Origin of the sequence: Spirosoma panaciterrae DSM 21099 (assembly GCF_000374025.1) — a bacterium.
GTDB lineage: Bacteria > Bacteroidota > Bacteroidia > Cytophagales > Spirosomataceae > Spirosoma > Spirosoma panaciterrae.
This window is the reverse complement of record NZ_KB893175.1, coordinates 204,030-226,327: the sequence shown is the minus strand read 5'-3', so window position 1 is coordinate 226,327 and position 22,298 is coordinate 204,030. Positions and strand designations below refer to the sequence as shown.

The 22,298-nt window shown below is 47.6% G+C and carries 18 protein-coding genes; 10 read left to right on the top strand and 8 right to left on the bottom strand.

The window, feature by feature from the left end; all coding sequences use genetic code 11:
- Together B153_RS37195 and B153_RS0107560 are read left to right on the top strand one after the other, a co-directional pair.
- Window positions 1-249 (top strand): transposase (locus B153_RS37195; RefSeq protein ID WP_020596090.1); only part of this gene is annotated, 249 nt, incomplete at its 5' end.
- A gap of 120 nt (window positions 250-369) precedes the next feature.
- Window positions 370-1,569 (top strand): glycosyltransferase family 2 protein, encoded by a 1,200-nt coding sequence (locus tag B153_RS0107560; protein ID WP_020596089.1) that lies wholly within the window; start codon window positions 370-372, stop codon window positions 1,567-1,569.
- Between the two features lie 100 nt (window positions 1,570-1,669).
- Here the strand turns inward: B153_RS0107560 and B153_RS0107555 are convergent, their stop codons facing one another.
- From B153_RS0107555 to B153_RS0107545, 3 genes are read right to left on the bottom strand one after another with little or no spacing between them, the layout of a single operon-like run.
- Window positions 1,670-2,044, bottom strand: a complete 375-nt coding sequence (locus B153_RS0107555) for an Hpt domain-containing protein (protein WP_020596088.1) — start codon at window positions 2,042-2,044, stop codon at window positions 1,670-1,672.
- Window positions 2,045-2,089: 45 nt separating this feature from the next.
- Window positions 2,090-3,568, bottom strand: a complete 1,479-nt coding sequence (locus tag B153_RS0107550; protein ID WP_245564845.1) for a response regulator — start codon at window positions 3,566-3,568, stop codon at window positions 2,090-2,092.
- 54 nt (window positions 3,569-3,622) lie between these two features.
- Window positions 3,623-4,762 (bottom strand): FIST signal transduction protein, encoded by a 1,140-nt coding sequence (locus B153_RS0107545; protein WP_020596086.1) that lies wholly within the window; start codon window positions 4,760-4,762, stop codon window positions 3,623-3,625.
- A 372-nt stretch (window positions 4,763-5,134) separates the two neighbouring features.
- On the opposite strand from B153_RS0107545, the gene B153_RS38690 reads away from it, so the two are divergent.
- Entirely contained in the window at window positions 5,135-5,263 is a 129-nt protein-coding gene (locus tag B153_RS38690) for a 30S ribosomal protein THX (RefSeq protein WP_020596085.1), read from the top strand.
- Between the two features lie 70 nt (window positions 5,264-5,333).
- Here the strand turns inward: B153_RS38690 and B153_RS0107535 are convergent, their stop codons facing one another.
- The gene (locus B153_RS0107535) at window positions 5,334-7,925 is read right to left on the bottom strand and encodes a glycosyltransferase family protein (RefSeq protein WP_020596084.1); all 2,592 of its coding nucleotides are present in this window, start codon (window positions 7,923-7,925) and stop codon (window positions 5,334-5,336) included.
- 414 nt (window positions 7,926-8,339) lie between these two features.
- Between B153_RS0107535 and B153_RS0107530 the strand changes: the two genes are divergently transcribed.
- From B153_RS0107530 to B153_RS0107500, 7 genes are all read left to right on the top strand, one after another.
- Window positions 8,340-8,849: a response regulator transcription factor gene (locus B153_RS0107530; protein WP_020596083.1), complete on the top strand. Its 510-nt coding sequence runs from the start codon at window positions 8,340-8,342 to the stop codon at window positions 8,847-8,849.
- Between the two features lie 232 nt (window positions 8,850-9,081).
- Complete coding sequence (locus B153_RS38685; protein WP_051097232.1) at window positions 9,082-10,257, top strand: sugar transferase; 1,176 nt, start codon at window positions 9,082-9,084, stop codon at window positions 10,255-10,257.
- Window positions 10,236-11,165 (top strand): glycosyltransferase family 2 protein, encoded by a 930-nt coding sequence (locus B153_RS0107520; protein WP_020596081.1) that lies wholly within the window; start codon window positions 10,236-10,238, stop codon window positions 11,163-11,165. The genes B153_RS38685 and B153_RS0107520 overlap by 22 nt, the downstream gene beginning before the upstream one ends.
- A 70-nt stretch (window positions 11,166-11,235) precedes the next feature.
- On the top strand, window positions 11,236-12,768 hold the full coding sequence (locus B153_RS0107515) for an O-antigen ligase family protein (protein WP_020596080.1): 1,533 nt from the start codon (window positions 11,236-11,238) through the stop codon (window positions 12,766-12,768).
- Window positions 12,725-13,870, top strand: coding sequence for a glycosyltransferase family 4 protein (locus B153_RS0107510; protein ID WP_026261980.1), 1,146 nt, complete (start codon window positions 12,725-12,727; stop codon window positions 13,868-13,870). Before B153_RS0107515 ends, B153_RS0107510 begins: the two co-directional genes overlap by 44 nt.
- Before the next feature lie 43 nt (window positions 13,871-13,913).
- Complete coding sequence (locus B153_RS0107505; protein ID WP_020596078.1) at window positions 13,914-14,771, top strand: glycosyltransferase family 2 protein; 858 nt, start codon at window positions 13,914-13,916, stop codon at window positions 14,769-14,771.
- A 155-nt stretch (window positions 14,772-14,926) separates the two neighbouring features.
- A complete protein-coding gene (locus B153_RS0107500; RefSeq protein WP_020596077.1) occupies window positions 14,927-16,135 on the top strand; it encodes a glycosyltransferase in 1,209 nt (402 codons plus the stop codon).
- 32 nt (window positions 16,136-16,167) lie between these two features.
- Here B153_RS0107500 and B153_RS0107495 read toward each other — a convergent pair whose 3' ends face one another.
- From B153_RS0107495 to B153_RS0107480, 4 genes are read right to left on the bottom strand one after another with little or no spacing between them, the layout of a single operon-like run.
- Complete coding sequence (locus tag B153_RS0107495) at window positions 16,168-17,886, bottom strand: GMC oxidoreductase (RefSeq protein ID WP_020596076.1); 1,719 nt, start codon at window positions 17,884-17,886, stop codon at window positions 16,168-16,170.
- 36 nt (window positions 17,887-17,922) lie between these two features.
- Window positions 17,923-18,462 carry a gluconate 2-dehydrogenase subunit 3 family protein gene (locus tag B153_RS0107490; protein WP_020596075.1) on the bottom strand — a complete coding sequence of 180 codons (540 nt, stop codon included), beginning with the start codon at window positions 18,460-18,462 and terminating at the stop codon, window positions 17,923-17,925.
- Window positions 18,463-18,490: 28 nt separating this feature from the next.
- The gene (locus B153_RS0107485) at window positions 18,491-19,423 is read right to left on the bottom strand and encodes a sugar phosphate isomerase/epimerase family protein (RefSeq protein WP_020596074.1); all 933 of its coding nucleotides are present in this window, start codon (window positions 19,421-19,423) and stop codon (window positions 18,491-18,493) included.
- A 52-nt stretch (window positions 19,424-19,475) separates the two neighbouring features.
- The gene (locus tag B153_RS0107480) at window positions 19,476-22,271 is read right to left on the bottom strand and encodes a PQQ-dependent sugar dehydrogenase (RefSeq protein WP_020596073.1); all 2,796 of its coding nucleotides are present in this window, start codon (window positions 22,269-22,271) and stop codon (window positions 19,476-19,478) included.
- Window positions 22,272-22,298: the final 27 nt, after the last annotated feature.

The window sequence follows — 22,298 nt, the reverse complement described above, 5'->3', positions numbered from 1 at the left end:
CACACAGCGGGCTACATCCAAGGGATGCGTCCGATTTGGGAAGCCAGAGGTTTGTACCTGTTTTTCTTGCCTGCTTACTGCCCTCATCTTAACCTTGCTGAAACCCTATGGCGTCATCTGAAAGGAGGCTGGCTAAGACCTGAGGATTATTTGACTAGTGATGATTTAGCCTATGCCTTAAATCGCTGTTTGGTGAATGTGGGTAGAAAGCTGATCATCAACTTCAGTGCTTTTAATGCAAACCAATAACCGAGGACTACTTATTTACCATATAGCAAATTAAATAAACACATAAGATACCGTATTTCTTATTTATATTTTTTTTGTGTTATTTTGGCTTTAAGCGACAATATCACCAAAGGCCTTCGCATGATAGCATCTCTCTACTATTTGATTCTCTTACTGGTTACTAGCTATCTGGTATTCAATGTTCTTTACTTGTTTCTAAGCGCTGTAGCGGGCCGAGTTGGTAAGGCCGACGATTCGCTTCCTGTGCAGGGTACCCTTCGCCGTATTGCCGTATTGATACCCGCCTATAAGGAAGATAGTGTGATCCTAGGCTCTGTGGTCGCCAATCTTAAGCAGTCGTATCCGGCCGAGTGGTACGATCTGATCGTCATTGCCGATTCGTTTCAGCCTGAAACCCTGGAGCAATTAGCCACTTATCCAATCAAAATCATCCCTGTTGAGTTTGAACAATCGACCGTTCAGAAGTCAATTCGTTTTGCCCTAAATGCTCTTCCGGAAAACTATTACGACATCATCGTTATTTCGGATGCTGATAACCACATGGCTACTGATTTTTTACAACGCATCAATCAGGCGTTTGAAAAAGGCTGGAAAGCAATTCAGGGGCACCGGGTGGCCAAAAACACCAACACGAGCGTGGCTATCTTCGACGCCATGAATGAAGAGGTCAATAATAATTTGTTCCGGGCAGGGCAGCGCGCGTTGGGTTTATCGGCTACGTTGATTGGCTCCGGGATGGGCTTTGAGCCTACAGTCATGAAACGAGCCATGAACCAGATTCAGACCGTCAGTGGCTATGACAAAGAGCTTGAAATGCTGCTTTTGATAGAAGGCATTAAAATTGGGTATCTGCACAAAGCATTTATTTTCGATGAGAAAGTGCAGAACATAGCGGTTTTTGAGCGCCAGCGTACTCGCTGGACTGCCGCTCAGGTTTACTTTATTAAGGAGTACTTTGCCATTGGAATGAACCAGTTAACCCGGGGAAATATCCATGCATTCAACGCGTTGCTGAAATCGTTACTCCTCCCCCGCACCTTATTATTGGTGGCGGTCTGCCTTCTTTTTTTCGTCAACCTGGTTATATATAATCCGGCTTTCCTGGTCTTTTCGGCTGGGTTGATTGGCGTATTATCATTCAGTCTGGCCATGTCTATCCCCTTATACCTCTGGCGTAAAATCTCGATCAGTGACTTTATGGTGTTGCCGCAACTCATTCTTAGTATGATGCGTACACTCCTCAACTTCAAGCAGGCTGGCAAAAAATTCCTGCACACCCCGCACACAGAAACGTCAGAATCACAGCAGGAAACGGCATAGGATCGTTTAATACCCATTTTTAGCAGGAATGACAGAAGCCCTTCGACTGGTCGAAGGGCTTCTAAATAAGGGTCGAAACAGTTTATCGATTTCTGACAGCTTAGCTTGTCAGCCGGGTCAGCTCTTCCCGAATCAAAGGCATGGCCTTGTCAAGACCAAACTTAAACTGATTCCAGGCTGATCGTATTGCTTCTGGATTAGGGTCTGTTTTTGCCTGGGCTTCTATGCTACGGAGTTTGGCTTCTAAAGCAGTCAGGCCAACCATGCCAACCCAGGGCAGCATTTTGTGCGCTGTTTTAGCCACCTCCACCCAGTTTTGCCGATCGATTTCCATTTCTATTTCTCGAAAATCAGGAAAAACCTCGTCCAGAAACAGTTCGAAAAGACTGGCTATCTGCTCGTTATCGCCGTCATATAGTTCATTTAAACGACCATAATCGATAGTATGCAAACTAGCCGAATTAAAATTTTCCATGGTTAAGTACCTTAGATAAATACGAAGAAACGTTTCGCCAACCGATCAATTGCCGGGAATACGCTGGCTATACTTTGCAATTTTATTAAATAAATCTTTAGGATTGAATGGTTTGGTGACATAATCATCCATTCCTACATGTACTGCCCGGTCGCGATTGCTAAACGTAGCTGAGGCTGTCAAGGCAACAATGGGGATTCGGGAATTCATTTTCCGGATTTCTGCGGCAGCCGTGTAGCCATCCATCACGGGCATCTGCAAGTCCATCAGCACCAGATCATAGTTGTTGGCCCGGCATTTATCAACACCCACCTGCCCATTTTCGGCGGTATCCACCTCGATTCCCCATTTGTGAAGAAACTTCAAAGCCACCTTCACATTGACAGGATAATCTTCAACCAGCAGAATATGCAGCCCTTTCAGCGTTTTCTCATCCACTGTATCGGGAACGGCCAGCGTAACGGCAGCCGATTGGCTAATCGGTAAGTTTAATATAAATGAGAATGTAGCCCCTTTACCCTCCTGGCTATCGACCCGAATTGCACTTCCGTACAACTCCAGTAACTTTTTAGTAATGACGAGCCCAAGTCCTGTTCCACCAAACTTACGGGTAGTGGCCGAGTTGGCCTGAGTAAACATATTAAAAATGGCTTCCTGTTTATCGGCGGCAATACCGATTCCGGTATCCTGAACCGACACAAAGATGGAGGCCATTTCTTCGGTGCGGTTTTCCAGGGCCAGTTCGATGGTGATCGTTCCATGATGCGTAAACTTGATCGCATTGGAAACCAGATTGGTAAGTACCTGCCCTATTCGAAGTGAATCGCCAATCAGCGCATTGGGAATATCATCATCGATCATCAGTCGAATCCGGTTCCCTTTTTCCTGGGCTTTTGCCTGCTGCGCCCGTTTAATATTCGAAACCAGTTGTTTGAAATCGAACGTAGTTTCTTCGAGTTCCACTTTTCCGGCTTCGATCTTGCTGAAGTCCAGAATATCGTTGATCAGGGCTTGCAGGTGTTCGATCGAGAACTGAAGCGTTTTCAGATTTTCGACCATCGTTGGCGGCACTTCTTCCTGAAGCATCAGATACGTCATACCGACAATCCCATTGAGGGGAGTACGAATTTCATGGCTCATCATCGACAGGAAGTCCGACTTGGCCTGCGTAGCTTTCTCGGCTTCATCCTTGGCCTGCCTTAACTCAGCCTCGATAGTTTTCCGGTACTCGATCTGCCGTTGCAGAAAATTAACCAGCCCAACCAGATTATCATTGTCAAAATCGGCAATCGACTCCCCTTCGGGCACTTCAATCAGCACAATAGCCTCCATCAGTTTTTCGACCGATTCCCGGCGCTGGCTCACCTCTTCTTTCAATCGCTGATTGACTTTCGAATACTCCCGATCGTTTAGGAGTGCCGAATGCTCCAGAAGTTCATTATCGCGGGCAAAGTTCTGATAAGACTCATTGACCGACTGAATAAACTGCTGCAGATTTTCATTCTGAAGGCATTCTTTGGTCAAATGCCGGTTTATCTGACGTACTAATGTTTTATGTAACGATGCCTCATTCATTCCTTACTGCTCCGAGAAAATGGTTATGGTCATAGTTTGATTATGCAGTTCGCCTGGCGAATTAGGCCCTGCTGGTGCAATTTCACCGTAGGAGTAGAAGCCGGTCATACAGGGCTTACTTCCAAAAATCCCTCGGGCTACTTCCACCTCCTCTTCCGTTCGCTGCCCTAACACCAACTTTCGGCCTACGCAGCTAATCAATAAGGCAAGCTCGGGAGTAGCACCCAATTGTGTCAATGAGTTTTGGGCAGCCGTTGCCGAAGCTTCAACCAACCGATCCAGATTCGGCCGCATAAACCGAACTGTTGACCCTTCTGGAATATCACCGGCAAACGTCATACTTTTTGCCGATTCATCGATGGATAAAATCGTGCGAACGAGCGGCCTTGATTCCGGTGTTATTTTAATCGACAAGGGGAAAAGTAAGGCTGTGCCGGGCAATCCTTCAGCATATTTACCTAAATAATCTTTGTACAGATCCAGCGCGCTCCGGTCGTCGATCTGGTAAAGCTCATTATAGGTCGACTTTGTTACTTCACGTTCGGGTCCGAAAACATCCCACCCTCCCATGGTTCCATGACCGATTTTCAATTCCTGGCCATACAATCCGATACCCACTACTTTACCGGATTCAGGATTCTGGTTAGCGCCAACCAGGGTCCGCTCAAATCGGTCAGCGTCCCCTGCTAAACCACCAATGACAGGCACCAGCCGATTCAGGCATCGGTTGGCTGCTCCTGTAAGTTCACTTCCATTCACTACGCCACCATCCGAAATAAGAATGATACCGGCCAGTTCTTCCCCATCGAGTGCCTGTGCGACCTGTTCGCCAACTCGTCCGCTATCTTTATGATTGCTGATATCAAACTGCACGGTTCGTACCATCGACTTTTCGAACCATACTGATGTTACCACCAAGGTATCATCATAAACTTTATCAGCTAAAATTTCGCCGGATGTAGAATTAATAACAATTTGGGCATTTGGATAAATTTCCCGTAAATAACCATAAGCATCTATTGTTTCCAACAATTTCCGCCCTCCGAAAGCTAGTACGAGTTGTGCCTTCTCGGCTAAAAAATCAGGAGATTCAGAAACTGTTTCCCAGTTATTTGCCGAAAATCTGGATTGCCTTATTTTCATATAGATGAATTGCTAAAAATCACAATAATAGGCTATTTTGTTTACCTACAAAACTACTAAAAAAAATTACTTAATTTATTTAATAAACAATAATGTTAATTCTTATTTACCCTTATAGCCGTATAATAAACATTTGAAAGTATGTTACATGTATAGTTAAAAAACTGAGCATATATACAACCCTTTTTTTGAGCGAAAACTGCCTCAAACAAGTGCCAGGAGACGTTTTTTTTTCGAAAGTAACTCATCTCATCTTCTACTAATGGCGATCGGCTTGCTGGTTACGGACAGACGGTATGACCAGTAAATTTCAACAATTTTGACTTTTTCAAATAAAATATAAAACTAATTCAACTAAACGAATCTCGACGTATGGGCAAAGGCGATAGCAAAACTCGGAAAGGTAAAATTTCTATGGGGTCGTATGGCAAAACCCGTCCACAGAAACCCAAGCGGTCAGGTGCGAAAAAAACGGCAACTCAACCTCCCTCTAAAAAGTAATTATTGCCCCTAAAAAAGCCCTGGCTAGGATATAGCCAGGGCTTTTTTAGGGGCAATATATTGGCAGTTGCTATGCCTTTCGGGCATTTGATTTCGTCGAAGAAGATTTCGGGGCCTCTACCGCAGGTGAGATAGCGACTTCAGGCTGGGGTGAAGGGCCAACGGGCCGATTGCGGTTTTCGTAAAAAATAACGAAGCCGATTAACCCGATCAGGAGCACATTACAGATCAGATCAATCATGTCGCCCGTTTTGGCCAGGGGTGGATCGAACCGAAACTCGATCGTATGCTTACCCGCCGGAACACGCATCGCTCGTAATGTGTAATTGGCCCGTAGATGTGGAGCGGGCTTTCCATCAATAAACGCCTGCCAGTCCTCTTCGCCCCGATAATAGACTTCCGAAAACACAACCAGGCCATCCCGAACCGCATTGGTCTCATAGATCAGCTTATCAGGACGATAGTTCGTCAATTGGATGGTACTACCTGTGTGGTCCATTTGCGAGGGTAAATTACCCAACTGCGTGGCAAACCGCTTATCCACAACGGCCGAATCGCGCGGGTTCAGGGTTTTCATGGCCGCCATTTCCGCATCGGCATCAGCTACCTGCTGAACCGTGCTTACAAACCAGGCAGCACCCAGCACTTCGGGGTTCGGAATTACAACAGGCCCACCTTGTTGTTGTGGGTTTGCCGGATCAGGCTGTCCCTGCTGAATAACATACTTTGCATTCAGCATATTGAGCAGATGCAGTGTATTGGCCTGGAAGGCGTAATTAATCAGTTCATTGTAGCGCCGAAGCCGGGTGGTGTTGTATCCACCTACCGACCGATGGAAATAGGAAGCCCGGTTGCTTTCCATAAAGGAGCCCGTCTGGTCAAATACTCGATACCCCAGCGACTTATCCTGAAGAATCTGCTCATCGGCCGGAGTTGCTTCGAAAATGGTAGTTACCTGCGATTTGGGAACGAAATCAGCGTTGTTCAGGAATCGTTTATCAACAGCAAACAGATCGAAAATCACTACAGCCAGGAGCAGTGAATAAAACAAAGTCGATTTGATTTTATCGGCAATAAACAACCAGACAACTCCAGCCGTCAGTACAATCAGGATTGCGGAACGGAAGGCATCCGAGCGCATCATGCCTTGCCGATCACTAATGAGCGGGGCCAGAAAGTCTTTAGCCGCATCCCCAAAGTACCTGGATAAGATCATGACATCGTTTGGTGTCTGAAAATTAAAGAAGGCCCCTCCCATGACCGCCATCACCAGGGCCAACCCGCCCGTAATACCCAGACTAATGAGTAATGGCTGGCGCAGTTGAGCCAGGGAAAGCTTTTCATTCACAATGGTCTGTATTCCCAAGGCAGCGCCAGCCGCCAAAAACAACTGAGCCAGACAAAACGCCATTGTCATGGCTCTAAACTTGTTTAGATAAGGCAGGTAATCAAACAGGAATTCGTTGAAAAACATCAGGTTCTTACCCCAGGCCAGCATCACCATCAACAAGGTAGCACTCAGCAGCCACCAACGTATCGGGGTCCGGATCACAAACATCCCTAGCACAAAAAGGAAAATTAGAGCGGCACCGGCATAGGCGGGCCCGCCTACCATAGGCTGATCTCCCCAATAGGTTGGCGCCCCCAATTCGGCCAATTGTTTTGCCGAACCCGGATCGACTCCTCTATTAACCATCGCCTTGTAAAATTCCGAGTCGGTTGTCAATCCTCCTCCTGAGGCCCCTCCGAATGCGCTTGGAATCAAAAGGGTCAGCGTTTCCGCTTTTCCATAACTATAGGTAAAGGCATAATCCTTGTCTAGTCCGCCTTTCGATTCACTACTGGGTGTTTTCCCGTCAGGGTTGGTTGTTTTTGCGGTCAGTTCCGATTTCCCCCGGATGGTTTCTTTGGTGTATTGATTCAGAACCAGCAATCGTTTACCGAAACTTCCAGCCGCTATTGCCCCAACGACAACCAAAGTCACTAATCCAATGGCCAGTTGACGACTCTTACCGTTTCTGAACAAAGCGATGCCCTCAATAAGAACATACAGGCCAACCGTCATGAACAGATAATACGTAATCTGGATGTGATTAGCGCCCAACTCCATTGACAGAAAGAGACCGGTCAGGGCAGCCCCTAACCAGTAACGCCCACGCAGGGTCAGAATAACCCCAGCCAGCATACCCGCCCCATAACCCAGGGCAAAAATCTTGGAAACGTGGCCAGCCTCAAGACTCACTATGCTAAATGTACCTAGTCCATAGGCAGCCGCCCCTAACGATGCGAGCCAGGCGTTACACCCCAGCACCGTTAGGAGAATATACATACTGAGCATCACGACGAAAATGATACTTGCTGTATTCGGCAATATATTGATTACTCCCATCACCGCTTTATATACTAAGATGTAGGGATAATTGAAGTCAATCATATAACCGGGCATCCCACTAAATACGGCATCGGTCCAAAGTGGCTTTTCCCCGGTTTGTTTTGCGATTTCCCGTATTTCACGAGCAGCAGCCGACGCTTCCTGAACATCGTGCATTGATAGGGTTTTACCCGATAAAACAGGAGAGAAATAAAGTAAGGTTAGGACAAATAGCCCCAAAACGGCAATCAGATGAGGCCGCAGGCGTTGAAATCGGGTTGGTTGGCTCATAAAAACAACTAATACGTACGTCAAAGATACGGGTTTGTGCTAAAACGGATAGGATGCAGCCGCATTGTTGCAGAGAATCAAAGTTGATAAAAACCTGGACATTAAAACGGAATTAAAACAACTGCCGTTTAATCAATTTTGTACTTTATCAAGTTAGCCAATAGTCTATGGGCGATAGCGCTTTAGTGGATTAAACTTTCAGGAAGGCTGTTTTGATAAATTCTTTATTGTCAACCGATTACCATAACTAACAAATCAGCAGATGACAATGCATAAAGTATAATTTTTCCGGTAAATCCAACGTATGTCCATGCCAATAAAGCAGTTTTTTTTTCAATAAAAAGTAACCAGTTATTGCTCTACTAGTCTAAAAATTTAAAATCTAACCCATAAGTAATTTTAACTTCATTACAAATGAACGCCAGGTATCATTTGCTGATTGTGGATGAAAACCCATACGTGGTCAACATTCTGGTCGAAACGCTTAGCAAAGATTTTAAGATTACTGTAGCCAATTCTGGGCAGGAAGCTGCCCGTTTGCTAATTCAAGGAAATCGCTTTGATTGTGTGCTGACGGAACTGGATCTGACTTTTTTCAATGGCCTTGAGTTAACCAAACTTATTCGCATGAGCCGACTGGCCTCACAAACACCTGTGGTCATTCTCTCTAACGTATCGGATAGTGCCACTCGGATTCAGTGCCTTGAACAAGGTGTTGATGCATTTCTTTCCAAACCATTTAACCCTCTGGAAGTCAAGGCAAAACTACATGCTTTACTCCGGCGGATTGAACTACCCATCGAAGAAATTCATCGGCAACTTATGCCCTTGACTACTGATACCGGAACCAAATCATTCTGGCAACAGAAGTCGCGACTTTTGTCGATGCTCTTTGGCAATTATCCATTGTCCCAAAGCGCATAAGCCTGACTACCTAGTTCGTTCTGCTTACGGAAGGTTTACACCTTGTTAGTATTCGTATATACCTCAAGGAATATAATTATTCCAATAAAAAACACGAATAAAAATCCGCACTTAATTCCTGCCAAGTTTCAAAGAGTTCGTCTTTTTGATCGGTATTAGGCTACTCAACCCAACAATGTCGGCCTGTCAGCTACCATATTACCCCCATTCAACGTCCGTTTTAGAAACTAAAATGTTAAACTCTTGTGTCTTACTGGTCATGCAGGACGATCTGATCGCCAACCGCATCGCTACCATAGCAGGCACTACCTGTGCTGTTGTACGGTTCAGGGACGAAAAAGATGCAGAACAGTGGTTGACCGACAGTCAGAAAGTCGATTTAATCATTGCCGATACGAATACTGGCCAATCGATGTCTGCTATTGTTCGTAATAAAGAAGACTATCGCCTGGTTCCTTTTCTGGTCACTTGCCGTCTTGGTAAAACTCAGATTTTACACACCGCCCTTATTACTGGTGCTACAGACATTCTGATTATCAACGAAGAGAACGGTAAGCTCGAATCAAAAATACAGTACTATCTCTCGTTAAATAGCCATATACGAACCTTACTGACCCAGGGAACTGGCTCTGTCTCATTTACGCATCCGAAAACTCCCTGGTGGAAACGCGTCATTGACATCAGCGTGTCACTGATTATCCTGGTTTTATTATCTCCCCTGATGCTTCTGGTAGCTCTGCTGATTTATCTGGACTCTAAAGGTCCTGTAATTTATAAATCAAAGCGGGCCGGTGCCAATTTCCATGTATTCGACATGTACAAGTTTCGCACAATGCGCGTCGAAGCCGATCAATTATTGAATCAACTTGCCGATTATAATATATATGCCCCCTCAACAGGTCCGAATACTCCAAACAATGATGTGGAACACCTTTGCAGTGCTTGTCGAGCACAGGGGATATCCTGTCAACGTCTGCTTTTTGATCAAGACAAACCCATCTGCGAAAAAGCGTACTTACAGGAAACGAGGACCTCAGCTAAATTTATGAAGTTCCGAAACGACCCCCGCGTAACCCGGCTGGGATCGTTCCTCCGCAATAGCAGCATCGACGAGTTGCCTCAGTTGTTCAATATCCTGCTGGGCGATATGTCGCTGGTCGGCAACCGACCCTTACCACTCTATGAAGCTGAAAAGCTCACGTCCGATGAGTATGCCAAACGATTTGCGGGCCCTGCGGGTCTGACAGGTCTTTGGCAGGTACAAAAACGGGCCAAAGGAAAAGGCCCCATGTCGGATCGGGAGCGGACTTTGCTCGACATTGAATATTCACACACGTTCTCACTCAAAACGGACCTCCTGATTATCTGGAGAACCTTCTTCAGCTTATGGCAAAAAGAGAACGTGTAGAGGGCCGTAACGAGCGGGCCTTTGTTTCGATAATCACGATAAACTACAACCAGGCCGAAATAACCCGGCAGTTTCTGGAGTCGGCCAAGACACTGAACTACCCGCATTATGAAATCATCGTTGTAGACAATGCCTCCGTTCAGCCGTTTGAGGCTACAATCGACCCAACCCTGTTTCCTACCCTCCAAATTGTACGAAGCGAAGTAAACCTGGGTTTTACGGGTGGTAATAATTTAGGTATACAGGTAGCTAAAGGTGACTATTATTTCATTGTAAACAATGATACGGAGCTATCACCAACCCTACTCGACGAACTGTTAAAGCCATTTATGGAGAACGAACAAGTGGGCGTGACCTGCCCCAAAATTCGCTTTTTCGATGCGCCACAGTTGGTTCAGTATGCTGGCTATAATCCGATCAATATGTTTACCGGGCAAGCTACGGCGATCGGATTTAAGCAAAAAGACGATGGGCAGTTCGATCAGCCTCACCCCACCTACTTTGCTCATGGCTGTGCGATGATGGTCAGCCGAAACGTAGTGGAGCGGGTGGGTCGATTTGCGGAGCGTTTTTTTCTGTATTACGAAGAACTCGATTGGTCGCAGCGCATCCGGAATGCGGGTTTTCTGATTTATTATCAACCATCGGCCTCAATTCTGCATAAGGAATCTGTATCGGTTGGGCAGAATAGTCCCTTGCGGACCTATTACCTGACTCGCAATCGTATTCTATTCATGCGACGTCATTGTTCTGTATTTCAACGGCTGGTCTTTTTCCTGTTTTTCAGTGCGTTCGTTTTTCCAAAACATGTTGGGACTTACCTGCTATCGGGTCGGCTCCGACACGCCAAGGCGTTTGTGAATGGAGCGATCTGGAATCTGACCTCGCCCAGTATTTCACCTGTGTAACCAATTGACAAGCTCGTTATCTACTTTAAACAAATACACCCATCTACTTTGACTCTGAGTTAGTAGCACTATGAATCTCCAGGCAACAACAAACCATCCCTTTCAACGAATCAGCCAATGGCGTGATAAGCCTTGGTTTTTTACGGTGATGGGTATACTAGTTGCTATAGCAGCGGGTTGGCTGGTTGGTGCCTGGGGAATCATGGGTGCAGTCATTACGATCGGGTTACCCATTGCGCTGGTCGTAGGCATTAGCGTTCTACTTGAACCCAAGATTGGTCTATTCCTATATATACAAATCAGCTTTGTGCTGGGTTTCAGCCGATTTCTGGAAACGGAATTAGCGGTAGGCACCGCCCTGGATGCGCTGTTGATGCTAACCCTGCTCAGTACATTTCTGAATGGAAAACGAATGGATTGGAAACGGCTCCGCCGACCCATATTCTGGCTGCTGATAACCTGGCTTTCCTTTACGATTCTGGAGTATTTCAATCCGAGCCACCCATTCCCGGCAGCCTGGTTTTATGGTGCCCGTTCGCTTTCGCTCAACTGGTTTCTGATAGCCATCGTGGTTCTGGTAGCACCGATTACCAAAAAAGACATTCGTCTGTTTGTGGGCTCCTGGCTTTTCTGGTCGTTCATGGCCGCCTTATGGGCGTTTAAGCAGCAATATATTGGCCTGGAGGCTGCTGAGCTTCGGTGGTTGGCTGCAGGAGCGGCAAAGCAGCATATTTTGTGGGGTCAGTTGCGTAGTTTTTCGTTTTACTCCGATGCCGGGCAGTTTGGCTCTGAGATGGCTGGGGTTACGCTCGTTTGTATTATTTTCTTTTTTGAAACAAGCTCCTGGATCAAGCGTTTCCTTTTACTGTTTCTGGCCATTATATTCTTCTGGGGATTTGCCGTTTCCGGTACACGTGGAGCCCTTTTTGTGATCGTGGCAGGTTACCCCGCTTATTTTGTTCTGAAGCGTAACCTGGTTTATATCTTACGCGGGCTCATGGTGGCCCTGCCCATATTAGCCTTCCTCTTATTTACCCATATAGGTGACTCGGTCTACCAAATCTGGCGGATTCGCACGGCTCTTCGGCCTACCCAGGATGCTTCGTTTCTGGTTCGGCTGGAGAATCAGCAAAAGTTGCAGCAGTATTTAAAAGACCTGCCTTTTGGCGCTGGTATTGGAACTACGTCGGGCAATGGCCAACGGTTTACCCCTAACTATTTCGCAGCCCAGATTCCAACTGACAGTTGGTATGTTCAGGTCTGGATTGAAACGGGCATTGTTGGTCTGTCCGTCTATCTGACATTCCTGGCGATGATCGCTCTCATCGGGACCATCAAAGTCTGGCAACTCAAAGACCCTTGGCTGACCTCAGTCATGATTGCCCTGCTCGCTGAATTTATCGGTATCTGTGTGGTGAGTTATACGAACCCAATTCTGGGTCAGTTCCCAACCAGTACGATTGTCTTCATCAGCTCAATTTTATTTACTACCTGCGATCGATGGGATTCACTTCCTGAGGCCCGGTCAACGGTTGATACTACCCATAAGCGCTATTTATATGAGAATCGGAATAGAAGCACAACGACTCCTTCGCCCGCATAAACACGGGATGGATATCGTAGCGCTGGAAACCATTCGAGCGTTGACGAACTTTAAAGAACACGAATTTATTGTTTTCGTCAAACCCGATGCAGATCGTAAGGGCTTGCCCAATTCACCCAATATTCAGTTCGTTGAACTGCCCGGAGGCCCCTACCCCGTTTGGGAACAGTATGCCCTGCCTAAAGCGATCAACCAATATGGTATCGATTTATTGCACTGTACTGCCAATACCGCCCCTCTCAACTGCCCGGTTCCCCTGCTGGTAACCCTCCACGATATCATTTTTCTGGAAACACAGCCTTTGATGGCCGGAAGCTGGTACCAGCGGTTTGGCAATCAATACCGACGCTGGAATGTGCCCCGAATCGTACGGTCCTGCGAACGAATCATTACGGTATCCAACTTTGAACGCCAGCGTATTATCGATCATCTGCATCTTGATCCTTCCCGCGTTGTAGCGATCTGGAATGCAGTGAGTGAACAATTTCGGGTCATCGACGATCAGGAGCAAATCGATACCATTCGACAGAAATATAAATTACCCAAGGAATTTATATTTTTCCTGGGCAATACGGACCCCAAAAAGAACGTACGGGGCGTTCTGAAATCATTGTTATTGCTTAAAAATCAGGGGCAGTTAAGTTTACCCGTGGTTATTTCGAACCTGCCGGCGCCGGCGCTTAACGACATCCTGACCGAGATTGGGGGGCAATCGCTCGCTGACGATATTATTTTGTGCGGCTATATACCTAACTATATTCTGCCGTTCATTTATAATGCCGCCACGATTTTCCTTTGTCCATCCCTGCGGGAAAGTTTTGGTCTGCCCATTCTGGAAGCTATGGCCTCTGGAACCCCTGTGCTTACCTCAACGACCTCATCCATGCCCGAGGTTGCTGGTAATGCGGCTCTGCTGGTCGATCCCACATCGATTGAGGAAATGGCCGATGGGATTAATCAACTGATACAGAAACCAGGTTTGCGAACAGACTTACGACAAAAGGGCTTGCAACGGGCAACCTTGTTTTCGTGGGACGCTACGGCGGGGAAATTACTTGATGTCTATAACCAATCGGTGCAGACACCAAGCTTAGTCTCCTGAATGTAAAGTTATTATCTATAAACCTTCCTCTTTTTAACCACCCATGAACGTTTTTTCTAACCCCGGCTGGCTTAAACCTTACGAGTATCCATTCAATTCCCTCGATCAGGTCCCCCAATCAGTATTCAATGAAATAAATGCTCGTCTGGATGAGCGTATCAGCCGCACTCCCCTGGTTTCGATTGTCATTGCGGCCTATAACGAAGAAATCAATCTGATTCGGGCCATCGGTACCTTATCCGCTATCGAAACGAAGATCCCGTTTGATATCATTGTCATTAACAATAATTCGTCGGACCGAACCCAGGAAACCATGGACAGGCTACACATTCAACGGCTTTTCCAGCCTATCCAGGGCTGCGGCCCGGCACGACAGCTAGGTCAGGAACATTCGACCAGTCAATATATTCTATTGGCCGATGCCGACTGTTTATACCCCAAAAACTGGCTCGATGAGATGATGAAGAAATTGACTCAGCCGGGTGTAGTATGTGTATATGGCCGTTATTCGTTTATAGCCCCACCTGATATTCCACGGTGGCAGTTCTTTATTCACGAAACATTGAAAGATGTGATGGCCGAAATCCGGCATGTCAAACGCCCTTATCTGAATGCCTATGGCATCAGTATGGGATATGTACGGGAAGCAGGGTTAAAGGCTGGGTATATTACCCATAACACCCGTGGCGACGACGGACGGTTATGTTTTGATATGATGCCCTACGGTCGGGTTGTTCAGATGAAGTCCAACTCTGCCCGGGTCTGGACAGGCCCACGAACTATCCTTCAGGAGGGCTCGCTCATACATGGGCTGAAAACCCGAATCGGCAAGGAGATAAAACGCGCGTTTACGTATCTGTTTCCACATCCTCCGCACGACACAAAAACGTCACACAATTAAGTATAATTGCTCAAATAAAACCTATTCAATCAGTCATACATACACCTAGTTTATTACCTGTAAACTTACACACTATCCCACTGCAACATCTTCCTCGTCCACCGCGTATCTAGTAAAAAACCACCATTCTAAAAAAGGACGTTTCGTTTGCATACATGCAACAATTTGACAGCATAGTCTGCCTCGGTCAGACAACCTGGGAAGGGGATTTCCAGAAGGCAGTTGTGCAACTTATGACTGAATTATCGGCTCGACACCGAATACTCTACGTAGATTATCAATATACGTTGAAGGACTGGGCTATGGGTCTCACCGGGCGACATGGTATGCCAGTCCGGGAGATTATTCGCTTAAAAGATCCACTCATCAAAAAGACCTTTGCCACTGGGCATGAGGTCCATGTATGGACTCCTCCTCTCATGCTGCCTGTCAACTGGATGCTGCCGAAAGCGCATGATTTGCTCGTCCAGCAGAATGTGAATCGGTTGGTAACCGGACTCCGACGGGTTATGCGGCAACTGGGCATGAGTCGTCCACTGGTCATCAACGGATTGAATCCGGTCTTTGGCCTGCCAATGCTAAAAAAACTGGACGAGTGTGCTACTATTTATTACTGTTTCGACGAAATCACGATCATCAACTGGATGCGTCGCCATGGTAGCCGTTACGAACCCGATTACCTTCGGCAAGTCGACGCGGTAGTTACCACCTCCGAAACGCTTCGTCAATCGAAGGCCATGCTCCAACCCAACGCCTACTGTGTGAAGAATGGGGTAAACTTCGAATTGTTTAACCAGGCATTCGAGTTAGCGCAGCAGCATCGGCCACAAAAACCGATTGTTGGCTATCTGGGTACGGCCGACAACCGGATAAACGTCGATATCGTTGAATACTGCGTCAAGACAATGCCCGACGTTACATTTCAGTTTATTGGTGAAGTGCATGAGCCCCGTTTAACCAGCAGGCTAGCTGCATATCCAAACGTACTTTTCACGCCATCGCGTCAACCGGGGGAGCTTCCGCCCTTGCTAGCCCAGATGCAGGCCGCTATGATTCCCTTCGTATGTAACGACCATACGTACACCATCTATCCACTCAAAATTAATGAGTATTTAGCGGCTGGACTGCCTGTCGTATCTACTCCTTTCTCACTATTACAAGACTTCGACGGTGTCATTGAATTAGCCAATAATCCGGAAGAGTTTGCCAGCGCCTTGCGTAGAGCACTAGCCGATACAAGTCCCGAGCGGGTAGCGGCTCGGGTTGCGATGGCCAAAGCCAATTCGTGGGCGCATCGGGCCGAAGAATTTGAAGCCGTTATAAAACAGGTTCCAGCCGCCTGGCAGCCAGAACCTGTTTTATAACTGAGTGTATCTTTTGCATGAATCTGTGACGCCTACAAAACGCCTTTCCGCATTTCTTTCACGGCATGGTCAGCAGCCCGCGCTGTGATGGCCATGAACGTTAGCGAAGGGTTTTGCGTGGATGTAGAAGTCATACAGGCACCATCAGTAACAAAAACGTTTTTGCAGCTATGCAACTGGTTCCATTTGTTGAGCAATGAGGTTTTCGGGTCTTTACCCATCCGAACACCACCCATTTCGTGAATATCAAGACCGGGTGCTTTGTCGGGCACATCGTGGGTTTGGATGTTAGTAAAGCCAGACACCGTTAGCATCTCCGTCATTTGCTCATGAAAATCCCGAATCATTTTCTCGTCGTTATCGTCATAGGCAACGGAGATACGAAGCAGGGGGACACCCCACTGGTCGGTCTGATTCGGGTCCAGAGCCACATAATTACTTTCTTTAGGAATGGTTTCGCCCATCATGTGCGATCCCACCCGCCAGTTTCCGTATTTAGGCTGCATAAGACTCGATTTCAGGCTCTCGCCCATACCCGACGTATCCATGTTTGTCATGCGGGATGACCCAAACCCTGCGGCATAGCCTCGCAGGAAATCGGTTTCCTGCTTGAACACATTGCGGAAACGGGGAATGTAGCTGCTATTGGGCCGAATCCCTTCCGTTTTCGTATCCTGAAATCCTTCATGCTCAGCCGAAATGGTTGTCCGGAAATTGTGAAAAGCTACGTATTTCCCCAACAGGCCATTGTCGTTACCAAGCCCATTCGGAAAACGGTTCGAGGTAGAGTTCAATAAAATCAGGTTTGAGTTGAGGCAGGCCGCATTGACAAAAATAATACGGGCGTAATATTCCGTCATCTGTTTGGTATGGGCATCAATCACCCGCACCCCAGTAGCCTTATTTTTCGTTTCATCGAAAATAATGGAATGAACAACCGAATCGGGACGCAGGGTCATTTTGCCGGTTTTAGCAGCCCAGGGCAAAGTCGATGAATTGCTGCTGAAATAGCCTCCGTATGGACAGCCACGCTGGCAAAGCGAACGGTTCTGGCACTGGGCCCGCCCCTGCTGATAATGAATCGGTTGCGGCTTGGTCAGGTGTGCACAACGGCCAATGATGATCGGACGTGTACCGTTGTAATGCTTCGCCATCTGGTCGGTGAAGTGTTTCTCCACACACGATTGTTCGTGCGGGGGCAAAAACTCGCCATCCGGCAATTGCGCAAGCCCATCTTTATTTCCTGAAATACCCGCAAATTTCTCTACATAACTATACCAGGGGGCAATATCGGCATAGCGAATGGGCCAGTCGACGGCAAATCCATCGCGGGCGGGGCCATCAAAATCATAGTCGGACCAACGTTGTGTTCCCCGCGCCCACATGAGCGATTTACCCCCTACCTGATAGCCGCGAATCCAGTCGAAGGGTTTTTCCTGAACATACGGATGCTCAGCGTCTTTGACAAAAAAATGGGTAGCATCTTCCCGAAACGCATAACATCGGCTGGCTATCGGATTGGCCTCTTTCAGCTCGCGGGTCAGTTGGCCCAGATGTTGAAACTCCCACGGCTGCATCATGGTAGTCGGGTAATCGGTAATGTGTTTCACATCCCGGCCCCGCTCCAGCACCAGTGTGCGTAAACCTTTACCCGTCAATTCCTTGGCTGCCCAGCCTCCACTAATACCTGAACCCACAACGATGGCATCGAAGGTACGCTCTTTAACCGAATCTATATTGAAATAAGACATGATGACAAATGAAACGAAATGATTGACTACGACACGTTATCGGCTGGCATTTTCGACTGTTTTCTGGACAGGTACACAACCATGATAAAAACCGGGGGCCATGTTGAATTTCTCCACGTTGACCAGGTAATACTCCGAGTTCAGATACCCCTGTATGGTTAGTCGCTTGGTCAGATCGATAAAGGGCTTAGCAACCGGATCGGTAGAAGCGGCCAATTGAGTCAGTACGGCTACTCGTTGCGTTGGATCACAATCGACAAACGGCTTGGTATAGGCTTGCTGGGCCGTTGCATCGACCAGAGCCAACCCTTGTTGCAGGGTCGTTTGGGCGGGTGCAGCGTAGCAATCCCGAATCATCCGTAAAGCAAACTGATGGACTTTCAGCGACTTTGCACCGGGTGTTGTAGTTTCGGGAATAAAGGTTTCAACGATTTCACCCAGTAGCATTTCTTCATCGACCGACACGATGGCTACAGAGCCCAGTGAGTCGGGAGTCCAGCCAGAGGCCCAGGCCGGAAGGCTCACCAGTCCGCCCACCGTTACGGCTAAGTTTTTTAAGACAGAACGTCGTTGCATAGGTACTAAATTGGTTTGTTCAATAACTTCAGGAAATCTGCTGTCCGACTCGATCCAGCAGGCGTTTAGTGGCGCGAATGCCTTCGTCCTCACTCAGCCGGTTGCCGGAATATTCGATACCGATATAGCCTTTAAAGGCCGAGGTCTTTTCTTTCTTCACAATCTGAAGCAACCGCTCATAGTTGATCGTTACTTCGTTTCCCTGTTCGTCGAAATCACGGGATTTCGCGCTTACACCTTTGGCAAATGGCATCATTTCCTGTACGCCCAGGTAGCGGTCATACACATCAGAATCGGTCAGTTTAAAATTGTCGAAATCGGGTAAGGTGCCCGCATAGGGGTTATTAACCTCTTTCATCACTCTGGAAAGCCACTTCCCATCAGACGAGTAACCACCGTGGTTTTCGACGATAACACCGATTCCGGCCTTGCGTCCATACTCGGCCAGCCGACCTAAACCGTCGATACTGCTAATAGCGATTTCATCGGCACTACCTTTTCCCCGAAGATTAACCCGGATGGAATGGCAGCCCAGAAACGTAGCTGCATCGATCCACGGGTAGTGGGATTCAACCGCCTGCTTCCGTTTAGTATCATCCAGATCAGCCAAAGGCCCGGCCGTATCGACCATAATCAGTACATTCCGTACACCCAGATCAGCCGTTCGTTTCTTCAATTCGCTCAGGTACGTCTGGTCTTTGGCTTTGTCTTTAAAAAACTGATCTACATATTCAACGGCAGTAATCCCAAAATCTGTCTTCGCTTTCGCCGGAAATTCCATATTGGTCAGTTTCCCGGCCTGTAAGGTCCGATGCAGGGACCATTCGGCCAGCGAAATGTCGAAGAACATCTTTCTGGCAGAAGCAGCCATCACGGATTCGATCGACCAGCCATGCAGCAGACTGACTCCGGCAGAAGTTGTCCCAAACTGTTTCAGAAATTCACGTCGGGTAGAGGGCATTGGATTGAGCGATTAGTATGAACCAAAGACATCAGTTGTTTGAAACGCCTGATCAGGTATCTCCGGGTATGAATTGGATGGACGATACACGCATCAGAATCTGGTTATCCCTGGCATTCGGATTTTTAAAGACAAAGTAAAGTTTATGTACGCCTTCGGCACCTGCAACAGTAGCCTTTCCAGAAGCAGGTCGTGGTACTTGACCAACCTGCGAACCCGACAGACGTGTTGGGTCCCGGACTTCTATAAAGGCGGTTTCGCCTATTAATTTACCCGAAGGCGAGTCCAGTCGAACCTCAATTACGCCCCCAGCCGCATCTACTTTGGGGGATGTCTGCACAACAAAATCAATCTGGCTGATACCTGTCAGGTCAATATCGTGATAACCCAGATAGGCGCCCGACCCAACTACATAAAAGGCTTTCCCCTGAGCCGTGATCAACTCAGTACGTTTTGATTCGTTGGCCGTTTCAGGAGCAACCATCGGATTTCGTAAAAAAACCAGGCTTTCTGACCGACTGGATGGTATCAACGATGAGCCTTTGTCTGCATAAGCGGCTCGTAGTACAAACGCCCCTCTGGCACTTTCTCCGGCTGGAATGTTGGTGGTGTAACTGCCAGTTGTTGGCAACATATTTACAAGAGGCTTCCCATCCGACAGGCTTAGAATGTAGTTTACAATCTGAGTGGCCTCAGTGATTGAAAGACCGGGATGAGGACTCATACTCGATTCACCCCAAACCCCTTTCCCTCCGGCTATGACTTTTCTGGCCAGACGCTCCGACGCACTGTTGTCGCCTTTATATTTTGCAGCAATCTCTTTGTAAGCAGGGCCGACTGACCGCGTTTCCAGAGAATGACAGGCCTGGCAATCACTACCGGCCATCAGTTGTTTTGCCGTTGAAGCCAGCATAGCCGTAGCATCGGCATACCGATGTCCAGTCGCCAGTTGAATCGTATCGAACCCCTCGGGAATGTACTGAATATTGACCGCAACCTGACTGGGTGAAATACGACCATCCTTCAGGCTACCATCTTCCTTATCACTAACCTCGACAGCATACTCAATCGTTTTACCCGGAAAAAAGAAGGTCTTGTTCCCTCGGGTAATGGCAAAATTCACAACTGGCGACTCATTACCCGCTTTCAACTCCAGTGACTGGCTATTCGTAGCTCCTTTCGAATCCGTTACGGTCAGGGTTGCGGTATAAACGCCCAGCTGGTCAAGGGTAAAACCAGGGTTAGCTTCGTTCGAGGTTTTGGCAACCCCATTCGACGATTTGACCTCCCATTGATATACCAACGCATCACCATCGAAATCGGTCGACCCTTTGGAGGAGAGGTTTACCTGAAATGGGACCGCTCCACTCGTTTTGCTGGCCGACGCCTGCACGACTGGTTTGCGATTGCCTCCATTGTATTCGATACGCACCAATCGGGCGTTGTCGTTTCCGCGAAACCAGTTACTCCCGTATTCAAGCAGGTAAAGGTCACCACTAGCCCCAAATTTCATATCGATGGGACTGTCGAAGCGTTCATTGGGCAGAAATCGCTCCATCGACACGTAGTTACTCTGCTGATCCATCGTAACAGCCATGATCCAGCCCCGAATAAAATCGGTGATGAACCATTTCCCTTCGTAGTAGTCGGGAAAAAGGCGTTCAGGGCTATTGAAATCTGCTTTGTGAAAGATGGGTCCTCCTACGGCACTACGTCCACCGCTGCCCATAATCGGGAACGTTTCGGATGCACCATACGAATACCAGATAAACGCTCCCTGCGCTGGCGGCAATTGAGTCAGGCCGGTATTATTGGGGGAATTATTAACGGGTTTGGCCGGATTGAAACGTTCACCCGATTTTCCAGTGGCAAAATCCCGATCCCAGTACGCGGCATTATTACCCACGAAGTAAGGCCAGCCAAAATTACCAGCCTTACGGGCCTGATTGAAATCGTCATACCCATTTGGCCCAATGCCTACCGAATCGCGCATATCAGGACCAACTTCACCCCAATACAAATACCCCGTTCGGCTATCGATCGACAATCGCCAGGGGTTACGCAAGCCCATTATGTAGATTTCGGGTCGGGTTTTTGCCTTTTCTTTCGGGAATAGATTACCCGCCGGAATGGTATAGGAGCCATTCGGAGTGGGATGAATACGTATAATTTTACCCCTCAGATCGTTGGTATTGGCCGATGATTTCTGGGCATCCCAGGCTTCCCGACCCGGCCGTTCGTCGATGGGTGTATATCCTGTTGCGCGTGGACTGGTATTATCGCCGGTAGCCAGATAAAGATTGCCCGAACGATCGAACACCATTCCTCCGCCTGTATGACAGCATTGCTCGCGCTGGGTAGGAATTTCTATCAGTACTTTCCGGGACGACATCAGTAGTTCATCACCACGCAGTTCGTACCGGGCAACAATATTTTTAGCCTCATCTCCCGCAGGTGAATAATACAGGTAAAGCCAGTGGTTGGTCTCGTACTGCGGGTCCTGAACAATACCCAACAACCCATCTTCGGCTTCGGAAACAACGCCCTCCCGGCTGGTGTATTTGGTACTGACGGGTATTGTAGCGATCAGGTTAATTTTGCCGGTAGCCGGATTGTAACTATGAATTTGCCCCTTCCGCTCGATAAACAGTACCCGGCCATCCCTGAACATGGTCATGGCCATTGGCTCATCCAATTTATCCGCTAACACTACCCTGGTAAATCGGTTGGCTTCGGGCGGCTGGCCAGCCTCCATCTGGTTCATCCGCTGCTCATGCTCAATTGACGAGAATGCCACCAGGGAAATCAAGACAATGGCAGACAGCAATATCGAAGGAAGCTTACGCATAAGAGTCTGGTTAAAAGGTAACAATTA

What these genes read in the sequence shown, in the direction of transcription:
- B153_RS0107560 (WP_020596089.1), top strand. Translation starts at nt 370, where the DNA reads ATGATAGCATCTCTCTACTATTTGATTCTCTTACTGGTTACTAGCTAT.
- B153_RS0107555 (WP_020596088.1), bottom strand. Translation starts at nt 2,044, where the DNA reads ATGGAAAATTTTAATTCGGCTAGTTTGCATACTATCGATTATGGTCGT.
- B153_RS0107545 (WP_020596086.1), bottom strand. Translation starts at nt 4,762, where the DNA reads ATGAAAATAAGGCAATCCAGATTTTCGGCAAATAACTGGGAAACAGTT.
- B153_RS38690 (WP_020596085.1), top strand. Translation starts at nt 5,135, where the DNA reads ATGGGCAAAGGCGATAGCAAAACTCGGAAAGGTAAAATTTCTATGGGG.
- B153_RS0107535 (WP_020596084.1), bottom strand. Translation starts at nt 7,925, where the DNA reads ATGAGCCAACCAACCCGATTTCAACGCCTGCGGCCTCATCTGATTGCC.
- B153_RS0107530 (WP_020596083.1), top strand. Translation starts at nt 8,340, where the DNA reads ATGAACGCCAGGTATCATTTGCTGATTGTGGATGAAAACCCATACGTG.
- B153_RS38685 (WP_051097232.1), top strand. Translation starts at nt 9,082, where the DNA reads ATGTTAAACTCTTGTGTCTTACTGGTCATGCAGGACGATCTGATCGCC.
- B153_RS0107520 (WP_020596081.1), top strand. Translation starts at nt 10,236, where the DNA reads ATGGCAAAAAGAGAACGTGTAGAGGGCCGTAACGAGCGGGCCTTTGTT.
- B153_RS0107515 (WP_020596080.1), top strand. Translation starts at nt 11,236, where the DNA reads ATGAATCTCCAGGCAACAACAAACCATCCCTTTCAACGAATCAGCCAA.
- B153_RS0107510 (WP_026261980.1), top strand. Translation starts at nt 12,725, where the DNA reads ATGAGAATCGGAATAGAAGCACAACGACTCCTTCGCCCGCATAAACAC.
- B153_RS0107505 (WP_020596078.1), top strand. Translation starts at nt 13,914, where the DNA reads ATGAACGTTTTTTCTAACCCCGGCTGGCTTAAACCTTACGAGTATCCA.
- B153_RS0107500 (WP_020596077.1), top strand. Translation starts at nt 14,927, where the DNA reads ATGCAACAATTTGACAGCATAGTCTGCCTCGGTCAGACAACCTGGGAA.
- B153_RS0107495 (WP_020596076.1), bottom strand. Translation starts at nt 17,886, where the DNA reads ATGTCTTATTTCAATATAGATTCGGTTAAAGAGCGTACCTTCGATGCC.
- B153_RS0107490 (WP_020596075.1), bottom strand. Translation starts at nt 18,462, where the DNA reads ATGCAACGACGTTCTGTCTTAAAAAACTTAGCCGTAACGGTGGGCGGA.
- B153_RS0107485 (WP_020596074.1), bottom strand. Translation starts at nt 19,423, where the DNA reads ATGCCCTCTACCCGACGTGAATTTCTGAAACAGTTTGGGACAACTTCT.
- B153_RS0107480 (WP_020596073.1), bottom strand. Translation starts at nt 22,271, where the DNA reads ATGCGTAAGCTTCCTTCGATATTGCTGTCTGCCATTGTCTTGATTTCC.